Origin of the sequence: Streptomyces sp. NPDC090798 (genome assembly GCF_044768965.1) — a bacterium.
In the GTDB taxonomy this organism is placed as follows: Bacteria; Actinomycetota; Actinomycetes; order Streptomycetales; family Streptomycetaceae; genus Streptomyces.
Map to the genome: position 1 here is coordinate 57,755 of NZ_JBIVXA010000031.1, position 25,214 is coordinate 82,968.

The 25,214-nt window shown below is 69.5% G+C and carries 22 protein-coding genes and 2 pseudogenes; 6 read left to right on the forward strand and 18 right to left on the reverse strand.

Annotation, left to right across the window (positions count from 1 at the left end):
• Positions 1–246 precede the first annotated feature (246 nt).
• On the reverse strand, positions 247–1,860 hold the full coding sequence (locus tag ACIQTP_RS42045; RefSeq protein ID WP_403410228.1) for a hypothetical protein: 1,614 nt from the start codon (positions 1,858–1,860) through the stop codon (positions 247–249).
• A 56-nt stretch (positions 1,861–1,916) separates the two neighbouring features.
• Positions 1,917–2,189: a helix-turn-helix domain-containing protein gene (locus ACIQTP_RS42050; protein WP_067362435.1), complete on the reverse strand. Its 273-nt coding sequence runs from the start codon at positions 2,187–2,189 to the stop codon at positions 1,917–1,919.
• 32 nt (positions 2,190–2,221) lie between these two features.
• Between ACIQTP_RS42050 and map the strand changes: the two genes are divergently transcribed.
• The gene (gene map, locus ACIQTP_RS42055; protein WP_403410231.1) at positions 2,222–2,989 is read left to right on the forward strand and encodes a type I methionyl aminopeptidase; all 768 of its coding nucleotides are present in this window, start codon (positions 2,222–2,224) and stop codon (positions 2,987–2,989) included.
• A gap of 43 nt (positions 2,990–3,032) precedes the next feature.
• Here the strand turns inward: map and ggt are convergent, their stop codons facing one another.
• On the reverse strand, positions 3,033–4,844 hold the full coding sequence (ggt, locus tag ACIQTP_RS42060; protein ID WP_403410234.1) for a gamma-glutamyltransferase: 1,812 nt from the start codon (positions 4,842–4,844) through the stop codon (positions 3,033–3,035).
• Between the two features lie 104 nt (positions 4,845–4,948).
• Here ggt and ACIQTP_RS42065 point away from each other — a divergent pair, with 104 nt between their 5' ends.
• Both ACIQTP_RS42065 and ACIQTP_RS42070 read left to right on the forward strand, forming a co-directional pair.
• A complete protein-coding gene (locus ACIQTP_RS42065) occupies positions 4,949–5,707 on the forward strand; it encodes a hypothetical protein (protein WP_179858321.1) in 759 nt (252 codons plus the stop codon).
• Positions 5,708–5,823: 116 nt separating this feature from the next.
• Complete coding sequence (locus tag ACIQTP_RS42070; protein WP_403410237.1) at positions 5,824–7,392, forward strand: CocE/NonD family hydrolase; 1,569 nt, start codon at positions 5,824–5,826, stop codon at positions 7,390–7,392.
• 48 nt (positions 7,393–7,440) lie between these two features.
• On the opposite strand, the gene ACIQTP_RS42075 is transcribed toward ACIQTP_RS42070, so the two are convergent.
• From ACIQTP_RS42075 to ACIQTP_RS42125, 11 genes are all read right to left on the reverse strand, one after another.
• Positions 7,441–8,331: an amino acid ABC transporter permease gene (locus ACIQTP_RS42075; RefSeq protein WP_403410240.1), complete on the reverse strand. Its 891-nt coding sequence runs from the start codon at positions 8,329–8,331 to the stop codon at positions 7,441–7,443.
• Positions 8,328–8,972, reverse strand: a complete 645-nt coding sequence (locus ACIQTP_RS42080) for an amino acid ABC transporter permease (RefSeq protein ID WP_403410243.1) — start codon at positions 8,970–8,972, stop codon at positions 8,328–8,330. Before ACIQTP_RS42080 ends, ACIQTP_RS42075 begins: the two co-directional genes overlap by 4 nt.
• An 11-nt stretch (positions 8,973–8,983) precedes the next feature.
• Positions 8,984–9,901: a glutamate ABC transporter substrate-binding protein gene (locus ACIQTP_RS42085; RefSeq protein ID WP_403410247.1), complete on the reverse strand. Its 918-nt coding sequence runs from the start codon at positions 9,899–9,901 to the stop codon at positions 8,984–8,986.
• Between the two features lie 16 nt (positions 9,902–9,917).
• Positions 9,918–10,661, reverse strand: a complete 744-nt coding sequence (locus ACIQTP_RS42090; RefSeq protein WP_403410250.1) for an amino acid ABC transporter ATP-binding protein — start codon at positions 10,659–10,661, stop codon at positions 9,918–9,920.
• Between the two features lie 140 nt (positions 10,662–10,801).
• On the reverse strand, positions 10,802–11,242 hold the full coding sequence (locus tag ACIQTP_RS42095) for a DUF6278 family protein (protein WP_054230384.1): 441 nt from the start codon (positions 11,240–11,242) through the stop codon (positions 10,802–10,804).
• A gap of 56 nt (positions 11,243–11,298) precedes the next feature.
• Complete coding sequence (locus ACIQTP_RS42100; RefSeq protein WP_403410253.1) at positions 11,299–12,078, reverse strand: exodeoxyribonuclease III; 780 nt, start codon at positions 12,076–12,078, stop codon at positions 11,299–11,301.
• Positions 12,079–12,150: 72 nt separating this feature from the next.
• Positions 12,151–12,786: an MBL fold metallo-hydrolase gene (locus tag ACIQTP_RS42105; RefSeq protein ID WP_403410256.1), complete on the reverse strand. Its 636-nt coding sequence runs from the start codon at positions 12,784–12,786 to the stop codon at positions 12,151–12,153.
• A gap of 70 nt (positions 12,787–12,856) precedes the next feature.
• The gene (gene pcaC / locus ACIQTP_RS42110) at positions 12,857–14,158 is read right to left on the reverse strand and encodes a 4-carboxymuconolactone decarboxylase (protein ID WP_403410259.1); all 1,302 of its coding nucleotides are present in this window, start codon (positions 14,156–14,158) and stop codon (positions 12,857–12,859) included.
• Positions 14,159–15,102: 944 nt separating this feature from the next.
• A complete protein-coding gene (locus ACIQTP_RS42115) occupies positions 15,103–15,930 on the reverse strand; it encodes a ZIP family metal transporter (RefSeq protein ID WP_403410262.1) in 828 nt (275 codons plus the stop codon).
• 387 nt (positions 15,931–16,317) lie between these two features.
• Positions 16,318–16,818 carry a hypothetical protein gene (locus ACIQTP_RS42120; protein ID WP_403410265.1) on the reverse strand — a complete coding sequence of 167 codons (501 nt, stop codon included), beginning with the start codon at positions 16,816–16,818 and terminating at the stop codon, positions 16,318–16,320.
• A gap of 27 nt (positions 16,819–16,845) precedes the next feature.
• Positions 16,846–17,898 carry a sodium:calcium antiporter gene (locus tag ACIQTP_RS42125; RefSeq protein ID WP_403410268.1) on the reverse strand — a complete coding sequence of 351 codons (1,053 nt, stop codon included), beginning with the start codon at positions 17,896–17,898 and terminating at the stop codon, positions 16,846–16,848.
• A 916-nt stretch (positions 17,899–18,814) separates the two neighbouring features.
• Between ACIQTP_RS42125 and ACIQTP_RS42130 the strand changes: the two genes are divergently transcribed.
• Entirely contained in the window at positions 18,815–19,474 is a 660-nt protein-coding gene (locus tag ACIQTP_RS42130; protein ID WP_403410271.1) for a contact-dependent growth inhibition system immunity protein, read from the forward strand.
• Positions 19,475–20,058: 584 nt separating this feature from the next.
• Here the strand turns inward: ACIQTP_RS42130 and ACIQTP_RS42135 are convergent.
• The 4 genes and pseudogenes from ACIQTP_RS42135 to ACIQTP_RS42150 all read right to left on the reverse strand — a co-directional run.
• Positions 20,059–20,244, reverse strand: a pseudogene (locus ACIQTP_RS42135) (TetR family transcriptional regulator); the annotation flags it as partial.
• A gap of 11 nt (positions 20,245–20,255) precedes the next feature.
• Positions 20,256–20,327 (reverse strand): annotated as a pseudogene (locus tag ACIQTP_RS42140) (transposase); the annotation flags it as partial.
• A 588-nt stretch (positions 20,328–20,915) separates the two neighbouring features.
• Positions 20,916–21,515, reverse strand: a complete 600-nt coding sequence (locus ACIQTP_RS42145) for a beta/gamma crystallin domain-containing protein (RefSeq protein ID WP_403410274.1) — start codon at positions 21,513–21,515, stop codon at positions 20,916–20,918.
• Between the two features lie 698 nt (positions 21,516–22,213).
• A complete protein-coding gene (locus ACIQTP_RS42150) occupies positions 22,214–22,462 on the reverse strand; it encodes a hypothetical protein (protein WP_403410277.1) in 249 nt (82 codons plus the stop codon).
• Positions 22,463–23,107: 645 nt separating this feature from the next.
• Between ACIQTP_RS42150 and ACIQTP_RS42155 the strand changes: the two genes are divergently transcribed.
• Positions 23,108–23,698, forward strand: coding sequence for a hypothetical protein (locus ACIQTP_RS42155; RefSeq protein ID WP_403410280.1), 591 nt, complete (start codon positions 23,108–23,110; stop codon positions 23,696–23,698).
• A gap of 114 nt (positions 23,699–23,812) precedes the next feature.
• On the forward strand, positions 23,813–25,165 hold the full coding sequence (locus tag ACIQTP_RS42160) for a Dyp-type peroxidase (RefSeq protein ID WP_403410283.1): 1,353 nt from the start codon (positions 23,813–23,815) through the stop codon (positions 25,163–25,165).
• Positions 25,166–25,214: the final 49 nt, after the last annotated feature.

Genomic DNA, 25,214 nt, shown 5'->3' on the forward strand with positions numbered 1-25,214 from the left:
CTACGCCCGTAGACAAAGGCGGTAGAGGCTCGAAAGTAAGCCCAGCGGACAGCCTTGCCAAGACCATCGCCGTTAACCCGCTGAGTCGATCACGTTTCGCACCCCTGTGGGTGAGCGGCCGATCCGGTCCGCGGCGGCTCGACGGGCTCAGGAATGCCTTCCCGGATCGCTCGGGCGGCGAAACCGGTCACGCTCTCAGGCCGTGCGGCCGGGCCACGCCCTCAGGCCGTGCGGCCGGCCACGCTCTCAGGCCGCGAAGCCGGCCACCCTCAGCGCGTGCACCAGGTCCCAGTGGCGCTCCTCCGAGACACCCCTGGCCGCCGCCAGCAGCAGCGGCACAAGACGTCCCGGGTCCGCCTCCGCGCTGCGGGCCGCCTCCTCCGGGGTGCGGACGCGGACGTACGCGTCGAGCAGCGCCCGGATCTCGCGCTGCCGCCCCTCGTCGGCCAGGCTCAGCACGGCGGTCCCGATCTCGGGAGCGGGGCGGGCGACGCCCTGGCGCAGCATCTGCCGGCCGTCGGCGCCGCGGCCCGCCGCGACGAGCGCGTCCGCGGCACCGACCAGCCGGTCCGCGGGGAGTGAGGCGGCCTCCCACAGCAGGGTGGCCCAGTCCGCGTCGAGGCCCGCCCGGTGCAGTTCGGCGGCGAGCAGCGGGAAGCGGGCGGCGGGCCAGTGGGCGACCTCCACGAGCACGGCGTGTGCCTCGCCGCTGCGGCCCTCGCGGCGCAGCCGGGTCAGGGTCTGGACGGTCTCGGCGGTGGCCCGCCGCGCGTCCTCGTCCAACGCCTCGGTCCGCGGCTGCGCCGGCGCCTCGGCGGCACCCGCGAAACGGGCTCCACGGGGGGTACGGCCGCTCGGCGCGGCCGGGGCGGACACGGGAGGGGCCGCGGTCTCCGGAAGCGCCACAGGGGCCGCCTCGGCCTCCATCATCCCGGCGAAGCGGGCGCTGCCGCGGGGGCGCCGCTTGGAGCGCTGCTTGGGGACGGGGGCGGCACTCGGAGTGGGGGCGGGACCCGGGCCGGGGGCGGTACTGGTACCAGTGCTGGTACCAGTGCTGCTACTGGGAGTAGTACCGACCCGCTCGTACGGCCCGGAACCGGGGGTCGCCGGGTCGCGCGGCGCCATGGGAGCGGGGGCGGGGACGGCCCCGGAGTGCTCGGTCGCCGCCGGGTCCGCGAAGCGCGGGCGCCGGCCGGACTGCTCCGGGGTCGTCGGGCGGCGCTGGGCCGCCGTCCCCGGTGCGCCGGGCCGTGTCTCGAGCGGGCGCTGGTCCTCCGGCTCCGCGACCCGGACGACGCCCCCGCCCGCGCCCCCCGAAAAGTCGAACGCGCCCGATACGTGGGTACGCAGGGCGCGGCGGTCCAGGTTCTCCATCCGGTGGTGGAGTTCGACGCATCGGGCGGTGGCCCGTTCGTGGTCGTCGTGGGCCCAGGCGAGGTCGAGCCGGACGGCGTCGGCCTCCTCCTGAGTGGTGGCCGCGTGGAGCTGCCGGCTCAGTTCGGCCTGGCGCTCCGCGGCGTAGCGCTGTTCGCGGAGCATGACGTCGAGGCGGTCGCCGAGGGCGTCCCGGCCGCCGGGCCGGCCGTCGTAGGCGGCGAGCGAGCCGCTGTGCAGGGAACGGGCGCGCTGGGCCTCCTGAGCGGCGGCCTGGGAGCCCTGCTCCACGGCGAGGTCCTGGAGGAGCGCCTCCACGACATCCCAAGGAGGCACTTCCCAGCCGTCCAGGCAGGCCCGCATGCCGTCGGGGTCGCGCTGCCAGAACACCGCGCACCAGCCGCCGTCCTGATCGAGCCGTTTCATCAGCCCGCTCAGGTAGCTCGCGAACTCCCGTACCTGATCCGGGAGTTGTTCCACAGCCATCACACAACTCCCCGCCCGACTGGAGTGCTCCGGTCCGGTAGAAAACACCCTTCGTGTTACGGAACGGCTACAGGGAGTTTTCGGACTGGGCGCAGAGTCCTGTGATCGATGTCGTCCATGGACAGCCCGAGCGCCCGCGCCAGCGCCGCCACGGTGAAGAAGGCGGGGGTGGGAGCCCGTCCGGTCTCGATCTTGCGCAGGGTCTCGGCCGAGATCCCGGCGGTCGCCGCGACCTCGACCATGCTGCGGCCACCGCGGGCCTCGCGCAGCAACTGCCCGAGACGCTCACCGCGTTCGCGCTCTTCGGGGGTCAGGGGGTTACGCACCATGACCCCATTCTAATACCGGTACAGTAATTGGCATGGTGGAACTGAAGACAGACACGTCGATCGACGAGATGTACGAGGCGGGGCAGGTCGTGGGCCGGGCGCTCACGGCGGTGCGCGAGGCGGCGGACGTGGGGGTCTCGTTGCTGGAGCTGGACGAGGTCGCCCACCAGGTGCTGCGTGAGGCGGGCGCGGGCTCCCCCTTCCTCGGCTACCGGCCCTCGTTCGCACCCACTCCCTTCCCGGCGGTCATCTGCGCCTCGGTGAACGACGCGATCGTGCACGGCATCCCGACCGGTTACCGGTTGCGGGACGGCGACCTGGTCTCCATCGACTTCGGGGCCGAACTGGGCGGCTGGGTCGGCGACTCGGCGATCAGCTTCATCGTGGGCGAGCCGCGCGCGGCCGACGTGCGGCTCGTGAAGACCGCCGAGCGGGCCCTCGCCGCGGGCATCGAGGCGGCCGTCGTCGGCAACCGGATCGGGGACATCGCGCACGCCGTCGGCACGGTGTGCCGCGCGGCGGGGTACGGCATCCCGGACGGCTTCGGAGGCCACGGCGTGGGCCGCCGCATGCACGAGGACCCGCCGGTCCCGAACGAGGGCCGCCCGGGCCGCGGCCTCCCCCTGCGCCACGGCATGGTCCTCGCGATCGAGCCCATGCTCATCGGCGGCGGCACCGACGGCTTCCACGCGGCCCCCGACGGCTGGACGCTGCGCACCGACGACGGCTCCCGCGCGGCCCACACGGAACACACGGTAGCCATCACCCACACGGGCCCACGCATCCTCACGGCACGCTGATCGCCACAGTCTCACTGCGTCGACGAGCGCGCGGGCCCGCTCGTCAGGACGCCGGTCGTACCACCATCGCCGAGCCGCCACCGCGCCGTACCTTCTCGGCCGCTGCCAGCCACTGGCCGCCCGGGAGACGCTGGACGCCCGTTGCGGCGCCGATCTCGGGGTTGAGCTTGAAGGAGTGCCCGAGGGACTCGAGTCGGGTCCGCAGGGTGCTGTCGTACAGGCCGGGTTCGAGTTCGGTCTGGGCCGCGTTGCGCTGGCTGGCGCGCGGGGCGGCGATGGCGTCCACCAGCGGCAGACCCCGGTCCAGGAACTCCGTCAGGGTCTGCAGGACGGTGGTGATGATGGTCGCGCCGCCGGGCGAACCGAGTGCCACCACGGGCTGGCTGTGCCGGTCCAGGACGATCGTCGGGGAGATCGACGAGCGCGGGCGCTTGCCGGGGCCGGGCAGGTTCGGGTCGTGGACCGCCGGGTTGGCCGGGGTGAAGGAGAAGTCCGTCAGCTCGTTGTTGAGGAGGAATCCGCGCCCCGGGACGGTGATCCCGCTGCCGCCGGTCTGCTCGATGGTGAGGGTGTAGGAGACGACGTTGCCCCACTTGTCGGCCACCGTGAGATGGGTGGTGTTCTCGCCCTCGTACGTCGTCGGGGCGGCCGTTCCCCCGGTGGAGCAGGCCGCCGGACGGCGCGGGTCGCCCGGTGCGAGCGGGCTCGTCAGGACCGCGTCGTCCTTGATCAGGCAGGCGCGGGAGTCGGCGTACTTCTGCGAGAGGAGTTCCTTCGTGGGGACGTCCTCGAAGGCGGGGTCGCCCACCCAGCGCCCGCGGTCCGCGAACGCGATCCGGCTGGCCTCGATGTAGTGGTGCAGGTACTGGACCTCGCTGGCCTTCGAAAGGTCCGTCTTCTCAAGGATGTTGAGGGCCTCGCCGACCGTGGTGCCGCCGGAGGAGGACGGGGCGATCGAGTAGACCTTCAGGCCACGGTACGACGTCTCCGTCGGCGCCTGCCGTTTCGCCCGGTAGGCCGCCAGGTCCTTCGACGACAGCTTGCCCGGGCGGGCGTTGTAGCCCGAAGCCGGGTCCACCGGGGGCTTGTTCACGGTGGCGACGATGTCCTTGCCGAGGTCGCCGTGGTAGATCGCGTCGACGCCCTTCTTGCCCAACTCCTCGTACGTGCGGGCGAGATCGGGATTGGTGAAGGTCGATCCGACCACGGGGAGCGAGCCGCCGGGCAGGAACAGTTTCGCGGTGTCGGGGAAGTTCTCGAAGCGGGCCTGGTTGGACTCGGTCTGCGAGCGGAAGGTCGCGTCGACCGTGAACCCGTCACGCGCGATCCGCTCCGCGGGCTTCAGCACGCTCCCGAGCCGCTTGCTGCCCCAACTGTCCAGCGCCGTCTGCCAGGTGGCGGGCGTGCCCGGTGTGCCCACGCTCAGCCCGCTGGTGACGGCGTCCGCGAAGGCGAGCGGCCGGCCGTTCTCCAGGAAGAGCCCCGAGTCGGCGGTGAGCGGCGCGGTCTCACGGCCGTCGATCGTACGCACCGTACGGGACTTGGCGTCGTAGTAGACGAAGTAGCCGCCCCCGCCGACGCCGGCGGAGTACGGCTCGGTGACGCCGAGGGCCGCCGCGGTGGCGACCGCCGCGTCCACCGCGTTGCCGCCCTTCTTCAGGACCTCGATCCCGGCGGCGGAGGCGTCGGCGTCGACGCTGGACACGGCACCGCCGTAGCCGACGGCGACCGGCACCTTTACCGGGGTGGCACGGGAGGAAGCCGTCCCGGCGGCGGGTGGCGCCGCCGCGCCGACCGACACCACGGCGGCCGAAACCGCCAAGACCGCCAGATTTAGCGCAACAGGGCGACGCATCCGTACCTCCAGTCAACAGCCGTCCGCGCAGCGTAACTTCACCGCACCTCTCCCGTCAGGACCCCCTCGAACACTGGTCCGCACTCCCGATACCATGCGCGCCCATGAACGACGACGTGCGCAACATCGTCCTCGGCGTGGTCGCCGCCGCCATCAGCGCCGCGCTCGGCTGGCTCGCCCGTACCTACCTCTGGAAGCGCAGACTCCGGCGCAAGCAGGCGTTCTTCGGGCTGCCCGACAACTCCGAGTCGCTCCTGGTGGTGAACCGCGAGGCGGGCGGCCCGGAGCTCACGGTGATGCGCTTCGACGTGTTCGCGCTGCTCGAACTCGCCGCGCTGATCAAGGACTGCGGCGCGCACGCCCAGGTCGTCGCGCACGACGCCGCGCAGCAGGGGTTCGGGGAGCGGACCGAGTTCTGCGTGGGCGGGCCGTCGTCGAATCGCCGCATGGCCGCGCATCTTCACAGCCTGCTCCCGGGCATCGAGGTGAACACCGACGCCGAACCGGGCCCGGACCGCGGCGCCTTCCAGATCGGCAGCGAGCGCTACCGCCTGGAGTCGGGGAAGGGCGAGTACGTGATCCTCGCCCGGCTGATCGCGGGACAGGAGCGCGGGACGCGGCCCGTCTTCCTCTTCTGCGGGCAGCGCGCGATCACCAACCAGGCGGCGACCCGCTATCTCGCCCGCAACCACGAACGGCTGGCACGCAAGCACGGCGGCAACTCCTTCGTACTGCTGCTGAAGGTGGTGAACTCGCACGCGTACGGGCCCGATGTCGTCGAGCTCGTCGCGGATGTGACCCGGGCCGCCCAGACCCCGCTGCCCACACCCGCGCCGGCCCGCAACTCCCACCGCGCGTCGTAGATTTCACGGCCCTCCAACAGTCTTTACCCGTGCGTAACTTACCGACGGGTTACTTCCGGTATGGCGGCGAGGTTACCGTCGGGTCACATTCTACTGACACGAGTGAGGAGTGGCCCGTGGGACAGCATCGCCATGCCCTGCGTACGTCCGCCGTCGGTGCCGTATCCGCGGCCCTGATCGCCGGTACCGCCCTCGGGCTCGCCCCCACCGCCCAGGCGGCCTCCGCCGACGTCCGCTTCGTCGACATCGCCGGAGACGGCGGCACGGTCCTCAAGGCCAATGTCGTCACCCCCGCGAGCGCCGACGGCAGCCGCAGGTACCCGCTCCTCGTCATGCCGACGAGCTGGGGCCTGCCCCAGGTCGAGTACCTCGCACAGGCCCAGAAGCTCGCCGACTCCGGATATGTGGTGCTCACGTACAACGTACGCGGCTTCTGGCAGTCCGGCGGCGAGATAGAAGTGGCGGGACCGCCCGACGTGGCCGACGCCTCCAAGGTGATCGACTGGGCGCTGGCGAACACCCCGGCCGACGCCCGGAAGGTCGGCATGGCGGGCGTCTCGTACGGCGCCGGGATCAGTCTGCTCGCCGCCGCGCACGACAAGAGGATCAAGGCGGTCTCCGCCATGAGCGGCTGGGCCGACCTCATCGACTCGATCTACTCGGGCCGCACCCAGCACTCCCAGGCCACCGCCCTGCTCGGCGGCGTGGGCTATCTCACCGGGCGTCCGAGCGCCGAACTCCAGCAGACGCTCAAGGACTTCTTCGCCTCGAACCTGTCGAAGGAGCAGGAGATGATCGCCTGGGGGAAGAAACGTTCCCCCGAGACCTATGTCGACCAGCTCAACAAGAACGGCGCGGCCGTCTTCATGGCCAACGGCTGGGGCGACACGATCTTCCAGCCCAACCAGTACGCCAGGTTCTACGAGGAGTTGACCGGCCCCAAGCGTCTGGAGTTCCGCCCCGGCGACCACGCCACCGCCGAGTTGACCGGTCTGTTCGGGCTCCCCAACGACGTGTGGACGGACACCGGCCGCTGGTTCGACCACTACCTCAGGGGCGTCGACAACGGCATCGACCGTGAGCAGCCCGTCCAGCTCAAGCCCCGCACCACCGGCGCCTACGAGGGCTACCCCGACTGGAAGTCGGTCGGCGCGACCAGGAAGAAGATCGCCCTCGCGGGCACCACCACGATCCACACCAACGTCGACTCGGGCGCTGACGGCGGGATCATCTTCCTCTCCAGCATCCTCGACCAGGTCGCCCAGGTGCCCCCGATGGCATCGATCCCGCTGCTGCCGCGCCGCTGGGCGGCCGTCTGGCAGTCGGAGAGGTACGCGAGCGTCCAGCAAGTGCGCGGAACCACCACGCTGCACACCACGCTCACTCCGACCAAGGAGAGCGGCACCCTCATCGCCTACCTCTACGACGTGGGCCCGCTCGGCCTCGGCAAGCTGGTCAGCAACGCGCCGTACACCTTCCACGGGCAGACGCCCGGAAAGCCGTTCGGCGTCGACCTGGAGCTGTACTCCACGGCCTACGACGTCCCGGCAGGACATCAGCTCGCCCTGGTCGTCGACACGGTCGACCCGCTCTACATCGAGCACAACCCGTCCGGCGCGCAGCTGACCTTCTCCTCACCGGCGAACGACCCGTCCTACGTGTCCGTTCCCCTGCGCGAGCAGTGATCTCCGGCTGCCGCCGGCCGGGCCTGGCCCTGTGAGCTGCTGCTCCCCCTACAGTCGCGGGGCTGTGGGGGGACCCCCACCCGGCAGCAGCGTCCCTGGTTCGGCCGGTGCCACATTCACGGCCTCGGTCTTGGGACTGCGCTGCTCCCGCCGGGACACCCACTGGGCGAACCAGGAGAGCAGCATGCACATCCCGATGTAGATCGGCGAGATCACCATCACCACGGGGATGAACGGCAAATCGTAGTCGAGGTTCGAGGCGATCAGTTTCCCGGCGTGGAGGAACTCCTCGTAGGTGATGAGATAGCCGAGCGAGGTGTCCTTCAGGGCCACCACGAGTTGGCTGATGATGGCGGGCAGCATGGCCCGTACGGCCTGCGGGACGAGGACGTACGTCATGACCTGGGTCTTGCGCATGCCGAGCGCGAACGCGGCCTCCCGCTGGCCGCGTTCGACGGAGTTGACGCCGGAGCGGAAGACCTCGGCGAGCACCGAGCCGTTGTAGAGGGTCAGCCCCGCGACCAGCGCGGGCAGCGGCTGCACCTTCAGCGCCACGAAGATGAAGAAGATCATCACCAGTACGGGCATGGCGCGGAAGAACTCGACGACCAGCGCGGAGACCCAGCGCACCGGACGGTGGTCCGACAGGCGTCCCGTCACGAGCACGGTGCCCAGCGCCAGCGAGAGCACCGCGGCCATCGCGAAGGCCTTCAGCGTGTTGCCCAGTCCCCGCAGCAGCAGTTCCTGGATTCCCTTGTACTCGAACGGCATCCACTTCGTGTACGTGAACTGGTCGGTGTCGAAGAGGAGATAGAGGATCCAGCCGACCAGGGCGAGGATCAGGGCGGTGGACACGGCCGCGTAAAGACGGTGCCGTTGGCGGGTCCTGGGACCGGGAACGTCGTACAGGGCGGTGGATTCGGGGGCGGTGGTGGTCATCGGGCGACTCCCCAGCGCTGTTCGAGGTAGTTGAAGATCGCGCTGATGGTGAGAGTGATGATCAGATAGCCGACGGCGATCCAGATGAAGGTCCAGACGATGTTGTAGCCGAGCTCGCTCAGCGTCTTGTAGGTCCCGAGCAGTTCGTTGACGCTGAACGCCCCGGCGATCGCCGAGTTCTTGGCAAGGGCGATGAGCGTGGAGCCGATGGGCGGGATCACGGACCGGAACGCCTGTGGCAGGACGACCACGGACAGCGTCTGGCTGAAGGTCATGCCGAGGCTGCGGGCGGCCTCGCCCTGCCCCTTGGGCACGGTGTTGATGCCCGAGCGCAGCGCCTCGCAGATGAACGCGGAGGTGTAGCAGCCGAGTGCCAGGACCGCGAACGCCTTGAAGGGCAGCACGAGTCCGAACCGGGGCAGCCCGAGCAGCACGGCGAAGAACAGCAGGGTGAGCGGGGTGTTGCGCAGCACGGTCACCCACACCGTGCCGAGGGCCCGCAGGGAGCCGACCGGCGCGACCCGGAACGACGCCATCAGGAAGCCGAGCACGAGGGCCAGCACGCTCGCGTAGACGGTGAGTTCGACCGTGCCGAGGAATCCCTGGGCGAAGGTGTGGAAGTTGTCGATCAGTACGTTCACGTCGGCCTCGCTCAGCTCGCCGGGTAGCGGTCGATGGCGGGCGGGGTGGGCGCCGGCACTCCGGAGAGCCCGAGCGTCGCCTCGTACGCTCTCTTCCAGTCGCCGTTCTTCTCGCGGGCCTCCAACGCGTCGTCGAGCGCGAACCGCAGCGCGTTGTCGTCGCGCGGCACGCCGATGCCGTACGGCTCCTTCGAGAACGGCTTGCCGACGACCTTGAGGTCGTCGGGCACCTTCGCCGCGTAGCCGATCAGGATCGCGTCGTCGGTGGTGACGGCGTCGACCTGGTAGGTGAGCAGGTTGTCGACGCAGACCGAGTAGGTGTCATAGGCGACGAGCGTCGCCTTCGGGTAGTCGGTCTGGATGCGCTGGTACGGCGTCGAACCGGCCGCCGAGCAGACGCGTTTGCCGGCGAGGTCCTGGGGACCATGGATGTCGTTCTCGTCCTTGCGTACGAGCAGTGACTGACCGGCCATGTAGTAGGGGCCCGCGAAGCCGACGAGCTTCTTGCGGTTGTCGTTGATGGTGTAGGTGCCGACGTAGAAGTCGATCTGGCCGTTCTGCAGGGCGGTTTCGCGGTTGGCCGAGGCGATCGTCTTGAAGTTGATGGTGCTCGGGTCGAAGCCGAGCGAGGCCGACATCATCCTGGCGATCTCGATGTCGAAGCCGGAGTAGGTGCCGCTCGCCGGGTCCTTCTCGCCCAGGTACGGCTGGTCCTCCTTGACGCCGATGTTGAGGTAGCCGCGCTTTCTGGCTCTCTCCCAGGTGGGCGAGGAGGGGAGCTCGAAGCCCTCCGCCACCTGGTAGTGGGGCAGTTTGCCGGCGGCCGGTCCCTTGGTGGGCGGGCTGCCTTCCTTGCCGCAGGCGGCCGTCAGCAGCGCGATGCACAGGAGGGCGGCCACGGCGAGGCGCGTACGCGTCGTGCGGATCACGGTCGTACTCTCCCGCCTAGTGCTTGAGGATCTTGGAGAGGAAGTCCTTGGCGCGGTCGCTGCGTGGGTTGGTGAAGAACTCCTCGGGGTTGCGGTCCTCGACGACACGGCCGTCGGCCATGAACACGACGCGGTTGGCCGCGGAGCGTGCGAAGCCCATCTCGTGGGTGACGACGACCATGGTCATGCCGTCGCGTGCGAGCTGCCGCATGACTTCGAGGACCTCGTTGATCATCTCGGGGTCGAGTGCCGAGGTCGGCTCGTCGAACAGCAGGGCCTTGGGGTCCATGGCGAGGGCGCGGGCGATGGCCACGCGCTGCTGCTGGCCGCCGGAGAGCTGCGCCGGGTACTTCGGGGCCTGGGAGGCGAGGCCGACGCGGTCCAGGAGTTCGAGGGAGCGCCGGTCCGCCTCCTCCTTCTTGCGGCCACGGACCTTGATCTGGGCCAGCGAGACGTTCTGCAGGATCGTCTTGTGGGCGAAGAGATTGAAGGACTGGAAGACCATCCCGACCTCGGCGCGGAGCCTGGCGAGCGCCTTGCCCTCGTCGGGAAGCGGCTGTCCTTCGAGCCTGATGGCGCCGGACTCGATGGTCTCCAGCCGGTTGATCGCCCTGCACAGGGTTGACTTGCCCGACCCCGAGGGGCCGATGACCACGACCACCTCCCCCTTGTCGACGGTGAGGTTGATGTCCTGAAGGACATGCAGCTCGCCGAAGTGCTTGTTCACGTCCTGCAGTTCGATCAGAGGATCGACAGCCATGCCCGGCCCTACCCACTCTCAGCTGTGTCGCAGAAGCCGCAAACTATCCGGGCAGGGTGGCCCCCCACACACGACACGCACTTTTCGGGCATTAGCCGTATTTATGAAGTTTCTGGTTCACGGCGTCCCCGCGGGACGGGCTACCCCTCCGCCACCTCGGCGTACAACTGGGAGAGTTCCGGGGCGCCGCTGGACGCCCAGGTGTGGCCGGAGGCGACGACATCGATCTCCCTGCCAGAGGCCAGCCGCACCGCCGGGTGGCCGTTGGGCCAGACCTCCCAGCGGGCGCCGGGCACCGTGCGCACGATGACCGAGCCGAGATAGAGCCCCGCGTCGTTGCCGAGCCACGGCAGGCTCTCCTCGTCGTCGCGCCAGCGCGGCAGCAGTTGGTCCAGCGCTTCCAACGAGGCGACCGAGTCGTCGAGTTCGACACCCGCCTGATGTGCCTGCGAGCGCAGCAGCTCGCACTCGGAGAGGAGTTCGGCGACGCCCTCGGAGTCGTGATCACCGTCGGAGAACACCGCGACGCCGAAGGCGGGACCGTGCTTCTTGCGCCAGGTGCCCAGGAAAGGGATGTTCATACGCCCAGCGTGACATTCGCACTCCGGGTCGCACCACAGGCGCGCCCCGGGGGCACTCACACGTCGAGGTCCACCACGACGGGCGCGTGGTCCGACGCGCCCTTGCCCTTGCGCTCCTCGCGGTCCACATAGGCGTCGGTGACCGCCTTGGCGAACGGCTCGTTGCCGTAGACCAGGTCGATGCGCATGCCGCGGTTCTTGGGGAAGCCGAGCTGGCGGTAGTCCCAGTACGTGAACGGGTGGTCGTACTTGAGGGGCCTCGGGACCACGTCCGACAGGCCCGACTCGCGCAGCGTGGCGAGGGCGGCCCGCTCGGCCGGGGTGACGTGGGTGGCGCCGTCGAAGAGGGTGATGTCCCAGACGTCGTCGTCCGTCGGCGCCACGTTGTAGTCCCCCAGCACGGCGAACGGACGGCTGCCCGCCGCGTCGCCCGCGACCGCGGCCTTGAGTGCCTCGAACCACTGGATCTTGTAGGCGTAGTGGGGGTGGTCCACCTCGCGTCCGTTCGGCACGTACACCGACCAGACGCGGACCGGGCCGCAGGTCGCGGAGACGGCCCGGGGCTCCTCGACGCCCTCGTAACCGGGGTCGCCGGGCAGCCCCTTGACCACGTCCTCCAGGCCGACGCGGGAGAGCACCGCCACGCCGTTCCACCGCCCGGTCGCGTGGACCGCCGCCTCGTAGCCCAGCTCGCGCAGCTCGTCGAGGGGGAACTGCTCGGCGGCGACCTTGGCCTCCTGGAGGCACAGCACGTCCGTGCCGCTGCTCTCCAGCCAGGCCAGCAGCCTCGGGAGGCGAGCGGTGATCGAGTTCACGTTCCAGGTCGCGATGCGCATGCCTCACAACCTACCGGGCGGGTACGACAACGGGTCGCCGTGCCCGCCCGGCACCCCCGCTCTCGGGTGTGCTCAGACGTCCGCCGACGCCCCCGGCGTGAGCCGCAGGTGCTCAGAGCCGCCCAGGGAGCCGATCTGGTGGTCGTAGATCGGGCGCGCGAGGTCCGTCAGGAGCGCGTCGTGGATGTCGTACGCGCGCTGCGGCTTCACCTCGCGGACGTAGTCGATGACCTCGGCGATCTTGTTCCACGGGGCCATGACCGGGAGCATCAGCGTCTCGACCGGCTGTTCGGGGACGGTGAGGGCGTCGCCCGGGTGGAAGACGCGGCCGCCGTCGATGAGATAGCCGACGTTCGTGATACGCGGGATGTCCGGGTGGATCACGGCGTGCAGTTCGCCGTGCACCTGGACGTCGAAGCCCGCGGCGGTGAACGTGTCGCCGTGACCGACCGTGTGTACCCGGCCCGGGAAGGCCGCGGTGAGCTTCTCCGCGACCGACTTCAGGGTCCAGATCTCGGCCGCCGGGTTGGACTCCAGGCCGGCCCGCAGCCGGTCCTCGTTGAAGTGGTCGAGGTGCTCGTGCGTGACCAGGATCGCTTCCGCGCCGACGGCCGCGTCCTCCTCGGTGAAGGTCCCCGGGTCGATGACGAGCACACGCCCGTCCTTCTCGAGGCGGATGCAGGCATGCGACTTCTTCGTGAGCTTCATGGGTCCATCCTCCCCCTCCCGGTGTCATGGCGGGCTGCTGAGGCAGGTGCTCCCACTACCAGGCTCAAGATCACTCCTGAGGGGTGGTCTCCTCCCGGATGACCTGCTGCGCCACCTTGAAGGCGCTGTTGGCGGCCGGGACACCGCAGTAGACGGCCGCCTGGAGGAGCACCTCCTTGATCTCGTCCGGGGTGAGGCCGTTACGGAGGGCGGCGCGGGTGTGGAAGGCCAGCTCGTCGAGGTGACCACCCGCCACCAGCGCGGTGAGCGTGACACAGCTGCGCGAACGCCGGTCAAGGCCCGGCCGGTCCCAGATCTCGCCCCACGCGTAGCGCGTGATGAACTCCTGGAAGTCCCCGGAGAACTCGTCCGCCGAGGCCAGCGCCCGGTCCACATGCGCGTCGCCCAGCACCTCGCGGCGCACCTTGATCCCGGCGTCGTACGGGTCCGGTCTGGGGCTGCCCAGGGCCGTGGGCTGTACGACGGGTGGGGCGATCTCGGCGAGGGGGCTGACCGGCGGGGGTGCCGCGAGCACCGGCTTGACCGGGGGCGCCGGGATGGCCATCTGGCCTGTGGTCGAGTCGTAGGCGGGCTGCCAGGCCGTGGAGAAGTGCCGTACCAGCAGGTCGGTGACAGCCGCCGGCTGCTCCACGGGGACCAGGTGCGAGGCGCCGGGTACGACGGCGAGGCGGGCGTCCGGTATCCCGGCGACCAGCGTGCGGGCCTCGGCGGGTCCGGTGACCTGGTCGTCGGAGCCGACGAGAACGAGGGTGGGGACGCCGATGCGGCCCAATTCGGCGCGTACGTCGAACGCGGCGAGCGCCTCACAGGCGGCGATGTAGCAGCCGGGGTCGGTGGTGCGCACCATCTGTACGGCCCACTCCGTGATCGCGGGCTGCGCGGCGGCGAAGCCGGTCGTGAACCAGCGCTCGGGCGAGGATCGCGCGATCGGGTCAAGACCGTTGCTACGCACGATCACCCCGCGCTGCCGGAACTCGTCGGCCGATCCGAAGCGGGGCGAGGCGGCGATCACCGCGAGCGAGGCGATCCGCTCCGGGTGACGCAGGGCCAGCTCGATGCCGAGGGCCCCGCTGAACGCGCAGCCCGCGTAACCGAAGCGCTGCACGCCGAGCCCGTCGAGGGTGGCGAGCAGGCGCCCCGCGAGTTCGGTGACGGAACCCGACGGGTAGGCGGGGGCGCCGCCGTGGCCCGGCAGGTCGAACCGGAAGATCCGCCAGCTCTTGGACAGCTCCGGTATCTGCCGGTCCCACATGTGCCATGTGGTACCCAGTGAGGGACCGAGGATCAGGACAGGTGCGTCTTCTGGCCCGTCAAAGCGGTATTGCAGGGTGTTCGGTGGTGTCTCGCTCACTCGTCCGACCCTCTCATGTCTCACGACAGCCCTTATGACGGGGGCTGTGAGGATGTGGGCCGGATCAGGTGAAAGACCTCTCGCGCGACGTAGCGTTTGAGGGATCGGAGCACTCCGCACCGGACCGTCGCCAGATTTCGCCCGCGCCTGGGCGCGACCGCTGCGCACGGCCCGCGCAGCAGCCCGCGCATAAAGCGGGTCCGACTTCCCGAGCAGACGGCGGGCCGAGCGGTCGGGCCGGTTCACCTCTAACACCACGACATGCTGCGCCAGCAGGTAGCGCGACAGGCCCGCGCCGAAGGTACCGGTCCCCTCCACCCCGGCCCGCCGCACCGTCCCTAACTTCGTGGTGGTTTCGAGGGAGGTTCCCGCCAGCGCGGCGATCTGTTGGTGTGTGAGGGTGACCTGGGGGCTGCGGGCGCCGAGCACGCGAGGCCGGTTCTCGGCGGCCAAGGTCGTCTGTGTAGTGGCGATGGGCCGCGGTACAGATTTGAGGGCGCTGTCGAACAGGCGATGTTCGAGGTCGGTGAGGCGGCGGCCGAGGATTTCGGTGATGCATGCGGAGATCCGCGCGTCTGAGAGCGGGAAGCGGCGGACACCGGCGTGGCTCATGACACGGACGGCTGCCGTCGGCAGAGACGCGGAAGATGCGGACCCAGCCCTTCTTGAGGATGAACAGCACCTCGGACGGCTGCGTGCTGGAGTAGCGCAGTTCACCGGCGCTGTGAGTCTTCATCAGGGCTGCGGCGGCGCTGGCGTCCATTTCCTGCTCGCTGAGGTCGCGGAAGTTGCCGACCGCCGAGATGCACCACGTCCTGTCGGCGTCGTCACCGGCGTGGGCCATGTGGTGCATCTCCTCGCGTCGTCCCGGTGCCCGCGGTGGGGGCACCGGGGATGTGTCACGTGCGGCAAGGCCGGCTATCGGCTCGCGTCGCCGGAGCGGGTCAGGCTCCGGCCGCCGTGACGACGGCGTCCGTGGCGAAGCCGAGGAGGAGGCCCAGCAGGATGCACCAGGTGGTGAGTGTCTTCAGTCCGTTCCGGCGGGCGACGGCCAGCAGCTCGATGACCACATAGAGGATCGAACCGGCGGCAAGACCCAGGAAAGCGATCGACAGGGTGTCGTTGACCAGGTGCTGGCCGACGAGCGTGCCCAGGAAGGTGGGGCCGCCGCCGATCAGGCCGAGCCACAGGAGGGTGAGCCAGGACGGGCGTTCGCCATCCGCTGCCAGTGGGGCGACAATGCCGAAGCCCTCGGTGGCGTTGTGCAGGCCGAAACCGATGATCAGCAGGACGGCGAGGGAGAGTTCGCCCTGAGCGGCGGAGTTTCCGATGGCCAGGCCCTCGGCGAAGTTGTGCAGGCCGATACCGGTGGCGATCATCAGCGCCAGGGAGCCCGCCTGGCTGCGGACCTTCGGGGCCAGCTCCGCGGTGGCGGCGGCGCCGGGTCCCGACGGGCGGTCGGCGGAGGTCCGGCGGCGGCTGATCCAGCTGTCGTAATGCACGAGACCGGCCAGCCCGATCGTCAGGCCCACGGCCAGAGTGCCGCCCCCGGAAGCGACCGTTCCCCACTCGTGCTTGCTCAGTGCCTCGTCGACCGGCTCCCACGCGTGGGTCAGCACGTCCCACACGAGAAAGACGAGGATGCCGATGGCCACGGCGTTCAGACCCGCCTTGAGGCGGGGGGTGGGTGTGCGAAGTCGGCCGATCGGGAGGCCGAGGTAGATGGTGAAGCCGGCGATGGCGCCGAGCAGGGTGATGTTCGCGCTGGACATGGGGACTCCGGTCTGACGTGCGGGGACGCGAAGTGAGTAAAGGTTAGATAAGCCTTGCCTAACAACCCCTGAGGCGTCATTTCACGCAAGCTTGGTGAAGTCATTACGCGGGGCGCGGTGAGCCCCAGGGCCGCTCCCGGGCCTGGCAGCCGTCTTGGGGTGGGTGAACGCCGCGCTGACCAATCCGTCGAGCGTCGCTACTCGTATGGGTGAAGCGGGTGCCAACTGACCTGAAACCAGCAGGAATAAGGAGTTTCACCAAAACATGGTCGATGTACTGCCCGGGTGGCTCTGGATGCGAGCGGGTCACGCAGGGGGCTGGCCCATCGAAAGCCGGATGAGGGCGGAGCGGCTGGATTTCAGGGACGGGGGCCGTCCGGGACGGCGTCAGCCTCCACTCTGCTGGGGCACCGGCCCCGGGGAAGGCGGTTCACCGGTGTTGCCGGGCGCTGCGGCGCGTGGCTGGAGGCCGTGATCGTGCATGCGGTGCCGCATTCCGCTGGCGGTCACGGACAGCCAGTCGCGCAGGGTGAGGCCGCCCTCGCGGCGCCAGGCCGCCTGGGCGACCGCGTCGACGGCGGCGCAGGCCCGGCAGCCGGGTACCGGAACGAAGGCGTTCGTCGGTGGGTCCGGATGTCCGGCATCCCCGTGGTTCTTGCACATGCCGGTTATTCCTCCGAAGAGGGCGTCGGTAGCGATGAGAGGGAGTCGGCGGAGAGCAGTGCTGGGACCTGCGCCCCAGCACTCTCCGAGCGTCTCCTCGGTGTCGGGCGTGCGGCGGGCGATGGACACCCCGGCCCGCTCCCGGACGGGGCGCCGTACCTGCTCGACCGGTGAAGCGGCGCCCTGGGGCACGTCGTCCGGGAGCGCCGCCGACCGGGTGCTCAACCGCCGGTGGCGGCGTGGGAAGCCCGGTCAGCTCAGGATCGGAATCAGGCCCAGGGCGAAGAGCACGTAGAGGCCCGCCGCGACCGTGAGGCGGGCGGGGGTGAGCTTGTGGGCGCTCATGGTCAGCAGCAGGTAGACGATCGCGGCCATGGTGATCAGCCCGGACCACAGCAGGGCGGCGTCGAAGTGCCAGCGGGTGAACAGCAGACCGAGCCCGGAGGGCACGGTGGCCTGGATCATCATGGCGCCGGAGATGTTCGCCAGCGCGAGCTTGGTCTTGCCCTGACGGACCCAGATCACCGCGTTCATGATCTCCGGCAGCTCGGTGGCGATCGGGGACAGCAGCAGCGCGGTGACCGCGGCCGACAGGCCCAGCATCGGGCCGATCGCGTCCAGCTGCTTCACGAACAGCTGCGAGGCGAAGAAGATCACCACCAGGGTCACGAGCGTCTGCGCAGCCACGGCCCAGGTGGCCGGGGAGGCGGCCTTGGGCTGGAACTTCAGCGGCTCCAGCTCCGGACCCTCCTCGTCGTCCCCGTCGTCGCCACCGCGGATCTCCCGCCAGAAGTAGACGGCGTAGGCGGCAAAGAACAGCAGGCCGAGCACGGGCTTGAACGCGAACGCGACCAGGCCGAGCGCCACCTTCACGATGAAGATCGGCAGGAACCACTTCTGGTCCTTCGCAAGCCGCTTCATGTCCGCAGCACTTCCCAGAGCCTCCTCGGCCTCCGGGTAGGTGGGCGACATGCCTGTCTCGGCGAGGACGGCGACGCGTTCCTTGCGGCGTTTGAGCAGCAGCATCGCGCCGGTCACCCCGTAGGCGACCGTGGCCAGCGCCAGCGGGCCGCCCATGGCCGCGCCGACACCGATGTCCTTGGCCTCGTCGGTGGCGCCGGTGGTCACGGCGACCAGCGTCACCACGGACTCAGGCAGCGCGGTCCCGAAAGCGGCGAGGATCGTGCCGACCGCCATCTTCCCGACGTTGAGGCGCTCGCCCAGCCACTCCACGGCGTTGACGAACCACTCACACGAGAGATAGATCGCCACCGCACACACGATGAGCAGTACGAAATGGATCACAGGAATCGTCCGGCCTTCCCGCATCAGCGGGTATCGAGGACGACCAGCGCGGGAGCGGCGGCAGCTTCGACCCCGCCGACACGCTGTGCACGTCGTCGACAAAGGGCCGAAGGTCTCGCCCACCCGCATCCTTACCGGAAACGAGCCCGGCCACCGGGAGCCGTGGGCTCCAGTGTGTCGACGACCGGTTTGCGGGGCTACTCCCCTTCGCGATGCTCAGCCTACACAAGCCTGGTAGCTCGCCCTGTTGCGGAGGGCACTCCGGGGTTGGGATCGCACCGCGCTGCGGCGTGAGGCAGCGGATCGGAGCCCTCGCCGGACCCGGCTCCTGCGGGGCGGTTGGCGAACGCGGCGGAGGGTTCAGCCGTGTTCCGGCGGGCCGGCCCGACTGGGCGGTGGCAAAAGTATGCGAACTCGATATGTGAGACCTGGATGCGGGTACTGCACGCTACTGGCCAGTCGCGTCGCGGGCGCTCTTCGGGGGCCCCCGTTGCTGGACAGGTCGAAATGGGGTCACTCAACTGACCGCTGGCGTCCAGTCGTTGTGGTGTTCAGTACCGTGGATCCGCTGCGCCTCCCGGCTTGAACGGAGGCGAATTCGGCCGGGCTCCTGAGTGCCGCGGCCACCGACTCGCGAGCGCACGTTGTGAATAGAGTCGCATTGACGGCATGTCGAGACTTAGGTGTGCCTTGCCTTATTTCCGTGAGCTCTCTTGGAGGCATCTGTGTCCGCCAAGCCGTCGAAGTCGTCGGTTTCTCAGGAGTCGTTCAGACTCAACGGCCGGGCCGGGCCCCCCGCGGACAGCGCGGGCACCGGGCGGCGAAGAAGGACCCGACTGTCCCTCTGGGCTACCGCGTCCTGACCTCCTACCCCGAAGCCACCTCGTAAGACCGCAACCAGACAGGTCCACAACCCATGGCGCCCATCCACGACCGCTTCACGGAACTGCACGACCTCCTGCAGGCGTACGAATGGAGCGGCAACACATTCGACGACACAATGGAAGCACCCGGCGCAGCGCTCACCTCCTACCTGCGTGTCGTCGCGGCCAAACCCCAGCGTGCGGCAGCCGCAGTACGCGAGCTCGACGATCTGCTCGCCGTCGGCCTGTTCAGCGACGAGGTAGCCGACGACGTCGACCTCCTTCCGCACATCGAACCGCCGTCAGGCGTGAGCGTCGAGGACTGCCTGCGGGTCATCCGCCATCACCTCAGCCACTTCCTCGCGACGCCGCCGGCCGACGGTTCCACCCACCGCCCGCAGACTGCCTGGGAGTGGCGTGAGCGGTTCCCCGCGCTCGCCCACCTTCTGGGGTCCTACTTTCACCAGGACTTCTCCGCCGAGTACCAGTCGCATGCTGAGGCCGCCGACGACTACCTGGCCCTGGAGTCCCCGGAGGACCACCGAGCCGCGGCCACGGACATCGACGCGTTCATCGCAGCCAACCCGAACGACGACGACCTGACGGAAGCCGCCCGTGTACTCGGTCTGCGCATCGCGCCTCCAAACGGAGTTCCACTGCGCCAGTGGCTCATCGACATCAGGGACATCCTCACTCACCACACTGCCGCCTGATCCCGCCCGGCGCGGCCGTCAGAACCGTGGTGCCCGGTACTCGCCCCCCCCAACGGATCAGCACCCCCCATGATCCGCTCAAGTCACCGCTGACCAGGCGGGCCCGTCACCCGCCAGCGTCCGTCGCTCCCTGTTCCGCCCGCGCGAGGGCTTGCAGCCGAACGGAGCGCACCACCGCGAACGCGCCCGCCGCCGCCTCCCTCACTGTGCCGCTCGGCGGCAGGCTGCCAGCTGGTGCCGCGCGTCACGCGCATCCGTCGGGCGGCGGGGTCGCGTTCGGCGACGTGCCGGGCGACCGCGTCGACGCTGGGGCGTGCGTACCGCTCCGGGGAGCGGACGGAGGCGTGGCGGGAGCGGGCCAGCAGCATCGGGGTGGAGGTGCCGCCCTCGGCGTCGTGTGTCAGGGTGTGGCGGATCCGGTGCAGTGTCCAGCCGTCGCGCGCGGCTCGATGCCGGTGCCCTTGACCGGCTTGGGGGACTCGCTGTCGAACCGCTCCTGCCGAGCGCGCGGCCGAGTTCGCTGGTCCGCGTGCGCGACGATGCCAGCGACGGGCCTGAGGGCGGCGTTCCTCCTCGGCGTCGCCGCTCCCTGCGCTCGCCAGAATCGCGCTCGCGACAACCTCGAAGAGGTGGTCGGCGCGTGGCGCGAGCGAGGGTTGATCGCCGAGCCAAGCGAGCATGGCTACCAGCGCAAACAAATCGGCGCCATGGCGGGAACGCGCAGCCGGCCCGAGGAGTACTCGATGGGACTGACCCCGCACAAGGCGGCGAAGGACGCCTCAGTGCCCAGCCGCTCTGGGTTGTCGCCCATGGTGATCAGGAGCGTGACAGCGGAGTCCGGGCCGATACCCATCGGCACGAGCAGCTGCGGGGCATGGCGCTCGACGAGCCCGGTCAGGCGCTGATTCAGCTCATCGATCTGCCTCGTGAGCTGTTCGATGCGCTCGGCCAGCCACCTCAGGGGTGACGCGAGTGGCTGGCCTGAGCCACGGCATCCTCGTCGCCCTCGCCGTCGCGCGGGCTGAGGCAGACGCAGGTGCGGGCAACAGCTCGCGGTTGCCCAGGTCGGACAGCCGCTCCCGCAGAGCCGGGCCGGCTACGACCAGGACCGCCCTGAGCTGGTTGATCGCCTGAGCACTACCGTGGCCGGTCCGGTGGCAAAGCCGTTGACGGACGCGAATGGCGTCGTGTCGTTGCCGTCGGCGCGACTCATGCGGCCAGTATGCCCCGCGGGCCATGCCGTCGGGATTACGCGTCTCTCCAGGGATGGCCAACAGCCCAAGGTCGGGACGACGCCCTGGGCGGCGGGCTGCCAGGGCGGTAACGACGGTTGGCCGCTTTCTTCAGAGATACCCGGCCACTGCGGTCTCGGCTTCTGCGGGAAGAGGTCGGAGCGCGAGACGCTCCGGCCCCTTCGTCGTCTGCGCGCCGCCGTCGGCTCCTAGTCCCCGGTGAGCTTGAAGGTGAACTGGTTGCGGCCGTCTCGCGAGTAGTCCAGATTCTCGGGGATATTCGAGGCGTCGGCGACGTCGATCGACTTGGTGTCGGAGTTCCAGACGAAGTAGATGGCGCCCACAGCGACGTAGACGCCGGAGTGCTCGTCGCGGACGTAGATGGCGGTGGTGACCGGGGGGCCGTCCTCGGGCATGACGCCGACGAGCCCGTACTCCGGGTCGCCGGAGCGGACGATGGTGTCGCCGACGTCGTAGGAAGCGGCCTTGAGGCTGTACCGTCCGGCGGGGGCGCCGGTGAGGTCCTGGAGCCGGACCGCGATGGGCAGCGTGGTGCTCTCGACGACCTTGAACCGGGTCAGCCCGCCGATGTCGGAGATGTCCGGCTGGTCGAGGTCCCATTCCCGGTACTTGCCGCTCTGGTTCCCGTGCTGCCAGGCCAGGACCTTGGCTTTCCGGCCGACCTTGACGGACTTGAACTTGTCGTTGAGTCCGCCCGGGTACAGGTTCTCGTCGGTTCCGACTGCGTAGGTGTGGGCGTCGCCCGTGTAGTTGGGCCGGGTGTAGAAGGTGACTTCTTGCTCGCTCATGTGCCCCTCTGGTGAGGATCGCATAATCACGCGGACAACACAGAGTTACCCTCTGATTACTCTCGGACACTGTGGCGGCTGGTTGTGAAGGAGCAGCACACCGGGTCCAGAACGCGCTGGTATACGCCCTCGCTCTGGCCGGGCCGCCCCTGTGGCGGCGCCCCCTTCGGCTGAGAAGGGCGCCGAACGGGGCGGAGGCGTGAGGCGCCGGCTCGTGGCCGCCCGCACCCGAGCAGTGCACAAGCCGCTGCGGTCCGCCGCCAGGCCGTGCCTCCGTACGTCCCGGCATCACCCGTTCGGCCTATGCGGACCCTTCCCCCTGTGCGGCCTCCCCCGTTCGGCCGCACGGTGAACATAGCCAGCTTGCCGTCAAGTCTCAGCCGTGATCGCCGGCTTCCCAGGGAGGCGTCGTGATCGTGATAGCCCTGCTCGGCCCGGCGATACCGCTTCTCATGCTGTTCGGGCTGCCCGCTCTGGAAGACCACCTCTTCCCGCCGGCGCCGCCTCTGCCAGAACAGGCGAACCCGGAACAGGCGCAATCTACGCTCCACACCCCACCCGGCCGCCCTTGAGGGGCCTCGGGCTTCGAGGTCCAGGACGGCCTGAGCGGCCCAGGCCGCGTAAAAGCGGTCATTGGAGAAGTGAGCCCTCGCCCTTCGGGCAGAGGCTCGGGGCGAGGGCGCGTCGCCGGAGGCGCGTCAGTCGCCGATGTCGTATCTGGATGTGGCGCTGTAGTTCCAGGTGTTCAGGGGGCCGCTCGTCCCGCCCACCTGGAAGTCGATCGCATCGCCGGATGGGCGAGAGGCAGTGAAGTCGATCTCTGTGGGTAGGTCGGAGCACTTGTATGACTTGTACGAGTAGGACTGCGATGCAGCGCCGTACCCGAGGGCGGCGTACTCGGTGAACAGGGGGCCTTCGTTGCAGTAGGCGTCGAGCCTGCCGGACACCTTGTAGCTGGTGGGGCCGTTGGAGGAGACCGTGCCCTTGAAGACGACCTCGTAGATCAGGTTCTCGAAGGCCGTGGCCGGGGAGATCGGCCACTGGCTTCAGCAGACCGGGGTGTGCCCCGACGCCCAGCAAGCAGCCCTGATGCCTCCAGGTGGGGGGCGGAGCGGCTGTCGAGTTGAGCGACGCTTCCCGGGACCTGGACGAGGCGGGCGGCGCGGCGGATGAGTTGGTGAACCCGACAGGCCCACGTTCCATGTTCCTGCGCCCTTACGAATCTGTCCTCGAGAGCTTCTCGGAGCTCCGAGGGCCTCGGCCTGCTTGTTGCCCCCGGTGGTGCCCCATCGCGCTCGGCAGCAAGCCGACACTCGAGAATGCTCTCTCGGCACTGCGGGGCACACTTCACGACCCGTCGGGTGCGGACCGTAGCCGTCCGGTTCAGGGAATGCCGAGGAATGGTGAACTGATCAGGCTGGATCTCGTGGTGCCAGAGTCTCTCGATGGTCCCATCCGGGTAGCCGCATCACCCCGGGCCGGGGATGCGAGGCGGCTCGTATGAGGTCCAGGATGAAGAGGTGAGGGCGATGGTGCCTCATGTTCGGGCACTTGGTGACCCTCGCACCGATCCGTGGCAGGAGAATCTCACGATGACTGCGACGACAGGTGCGCCCCAAACGGCTCACCCCGAGCGCCCGGGCAGGTCGGACGGGGTCTGCAGCGAGTTCACCGTTTTTACCAAGATCAAGCCGGGCCATGCCGATGCGTTGCGTGAGGATCTCGCCGCGATGGCCGACGCGGCGGCCGCCGAGAACGTCCATGCGGCGGTGCGCCAGATCGGCACCCTGCACGACGCACGGCACGTGATCTTCGACAACGACACCCGGTTCATGTTCGCCAGTGTCTTCGACGGCTCCTGGGACACCTACATCGACGACTTCGCCCAGACGGTGGTCGGAGCCCGCTTCGACAAGGTCTTCTCGCACAGCGAAGGCTTCCCCGGCGTCACCGACCCAGGGGTGAAGGACTGGTTCGTCGCCCAGCAGGAGCCCGCGGGGGTCTTCATCAGCGCCTATCCCGATCTGACCGTTCAGCAGATCTACAAGGACCAGCGCGTGGACGACGCGTTCCAGGCGGTGCTGGACACCCCTGAGTTCCGGGCGGCGCTCGACAACCCGGCCAACGCGGAGTTGGTGGGCACGCCGGCCTTTCAGAAGCTGCTGGAGGAAGCCGCGGCCTAGAACCCGGACACAACCAGCCCGCGGAGCCGACCCGACATCGGTGGGCCGCGTCGGGCGCGGGCCGGCCGCCGCAGGGCTGCCCAGGCAGAGGCCGATATGGAGGCACAAGCGAGTATGAACACGACGGCAAGCAGCAGCGCGGCCAGCGTGCGCGTCGAGATCGACGACGTCCAAAGCGGGGCACTGCGTCCACGGCCCGTGCCGTACGAGGGAAAGTTCATCTTCCTGCGTGTCGACGACCGGCACGCCGGGCGCGCCCTGCTGCGGCGGCTGCTCCCGGTGACCGCGGGTGGTCTGCCCGGCATGGACCGGAGCCAGGATGCCTGGGTGGCTGTGGCGTTCACCTACCAGGGACTGGAGGCACTGGGGGTACCTCAGGAGTCGCTGGACAGCTTTCCGAGGGCGTTTCGCGAGGGCATGTCCGCCCGGGCGGAGCTGATCGGCGACGTGGGCGAGAGCGCACCGGCCCACTGGGAGGCACCGTTCGGAACGGGCGATGTCCATATCGCGTTGAGCGCCCTGTCTTCCGATGCGGCGCAGCTGGACAAGGAGCTGGAGCGGGCCCGCGTCGCCTACGAGGACACGCCCGGTGTCCAGGTGATCTGGCAGCAGGAGGTCCACCAGCTCCCGACCGGGCGCACCACCTTCGGATTCCGCGACGGCATCAGCCATCCGAACATCGAGGGCGTCGGACTGCCCGGCTCCAACCCGCAGGAAGCCCCCATCAAGGCCGGAGAGTTCATCCTCGGCTACCCCGACGAGACCGGCAACCTGCCGCCCATGCCCAGCCCCGATGTGCTGGGGCGCAACGGGACCTACGCGGCCGTTCGCAAGATCCACACCAACGTGGCGGCCTGGCGGCAGTACCTGCGCACGAACACCTCCAGCGCCGAGGAGGAGGCGCTCCTGGCGGCGAAGATGGTCGGGCGCTGGCCCAGCGGGGCGCCGCTGACGCTGGCGCCGGAGCACGATGACCCGGAGCTGGCGGCCGATCCGCACCGCAACAACAACTTCCTGTACCGGGAGAACGACGATCGCGGCTTCCGGTGCCCCGCCGGTGCGCACATCCGGCGCACCAACCCCCGCGACGCCACCATCATCGGCGACGCGCGGATGCACCGCCTCATCCGCCGCGGCACCACCTACGGCCCGCCGCTGCCGGAGGGCGTGCTGGAGGACGACGGCGCCGACCGGGGGCTGGTCGGAGTCTTCCTCGGAGCACACCTTGAACGACAGTTTGAATTCATCAAGGCCGAGTGGGTCAACGACGGCAACTTCATCGGCTACCCCGGCGAGCAGGACCCGGTGGCCGGGCATCACGGCGGAACCGGCACCGTCACCATCCCCGAGAAGCCGGTCCGGCGCCGTCTGCGGAATCTGCCGAGCTTCGTGGTCACCCGGGGCGGTGAGTACTGCTTCGTGCCGGGTCTGCGTGCCCTGCGCTGGCTCGCCGAGCTGGAGGACTGAGGGCGATTCCCACCCCCTGAGGCCCCACACGGTCTTCGAGAAGAGGTCG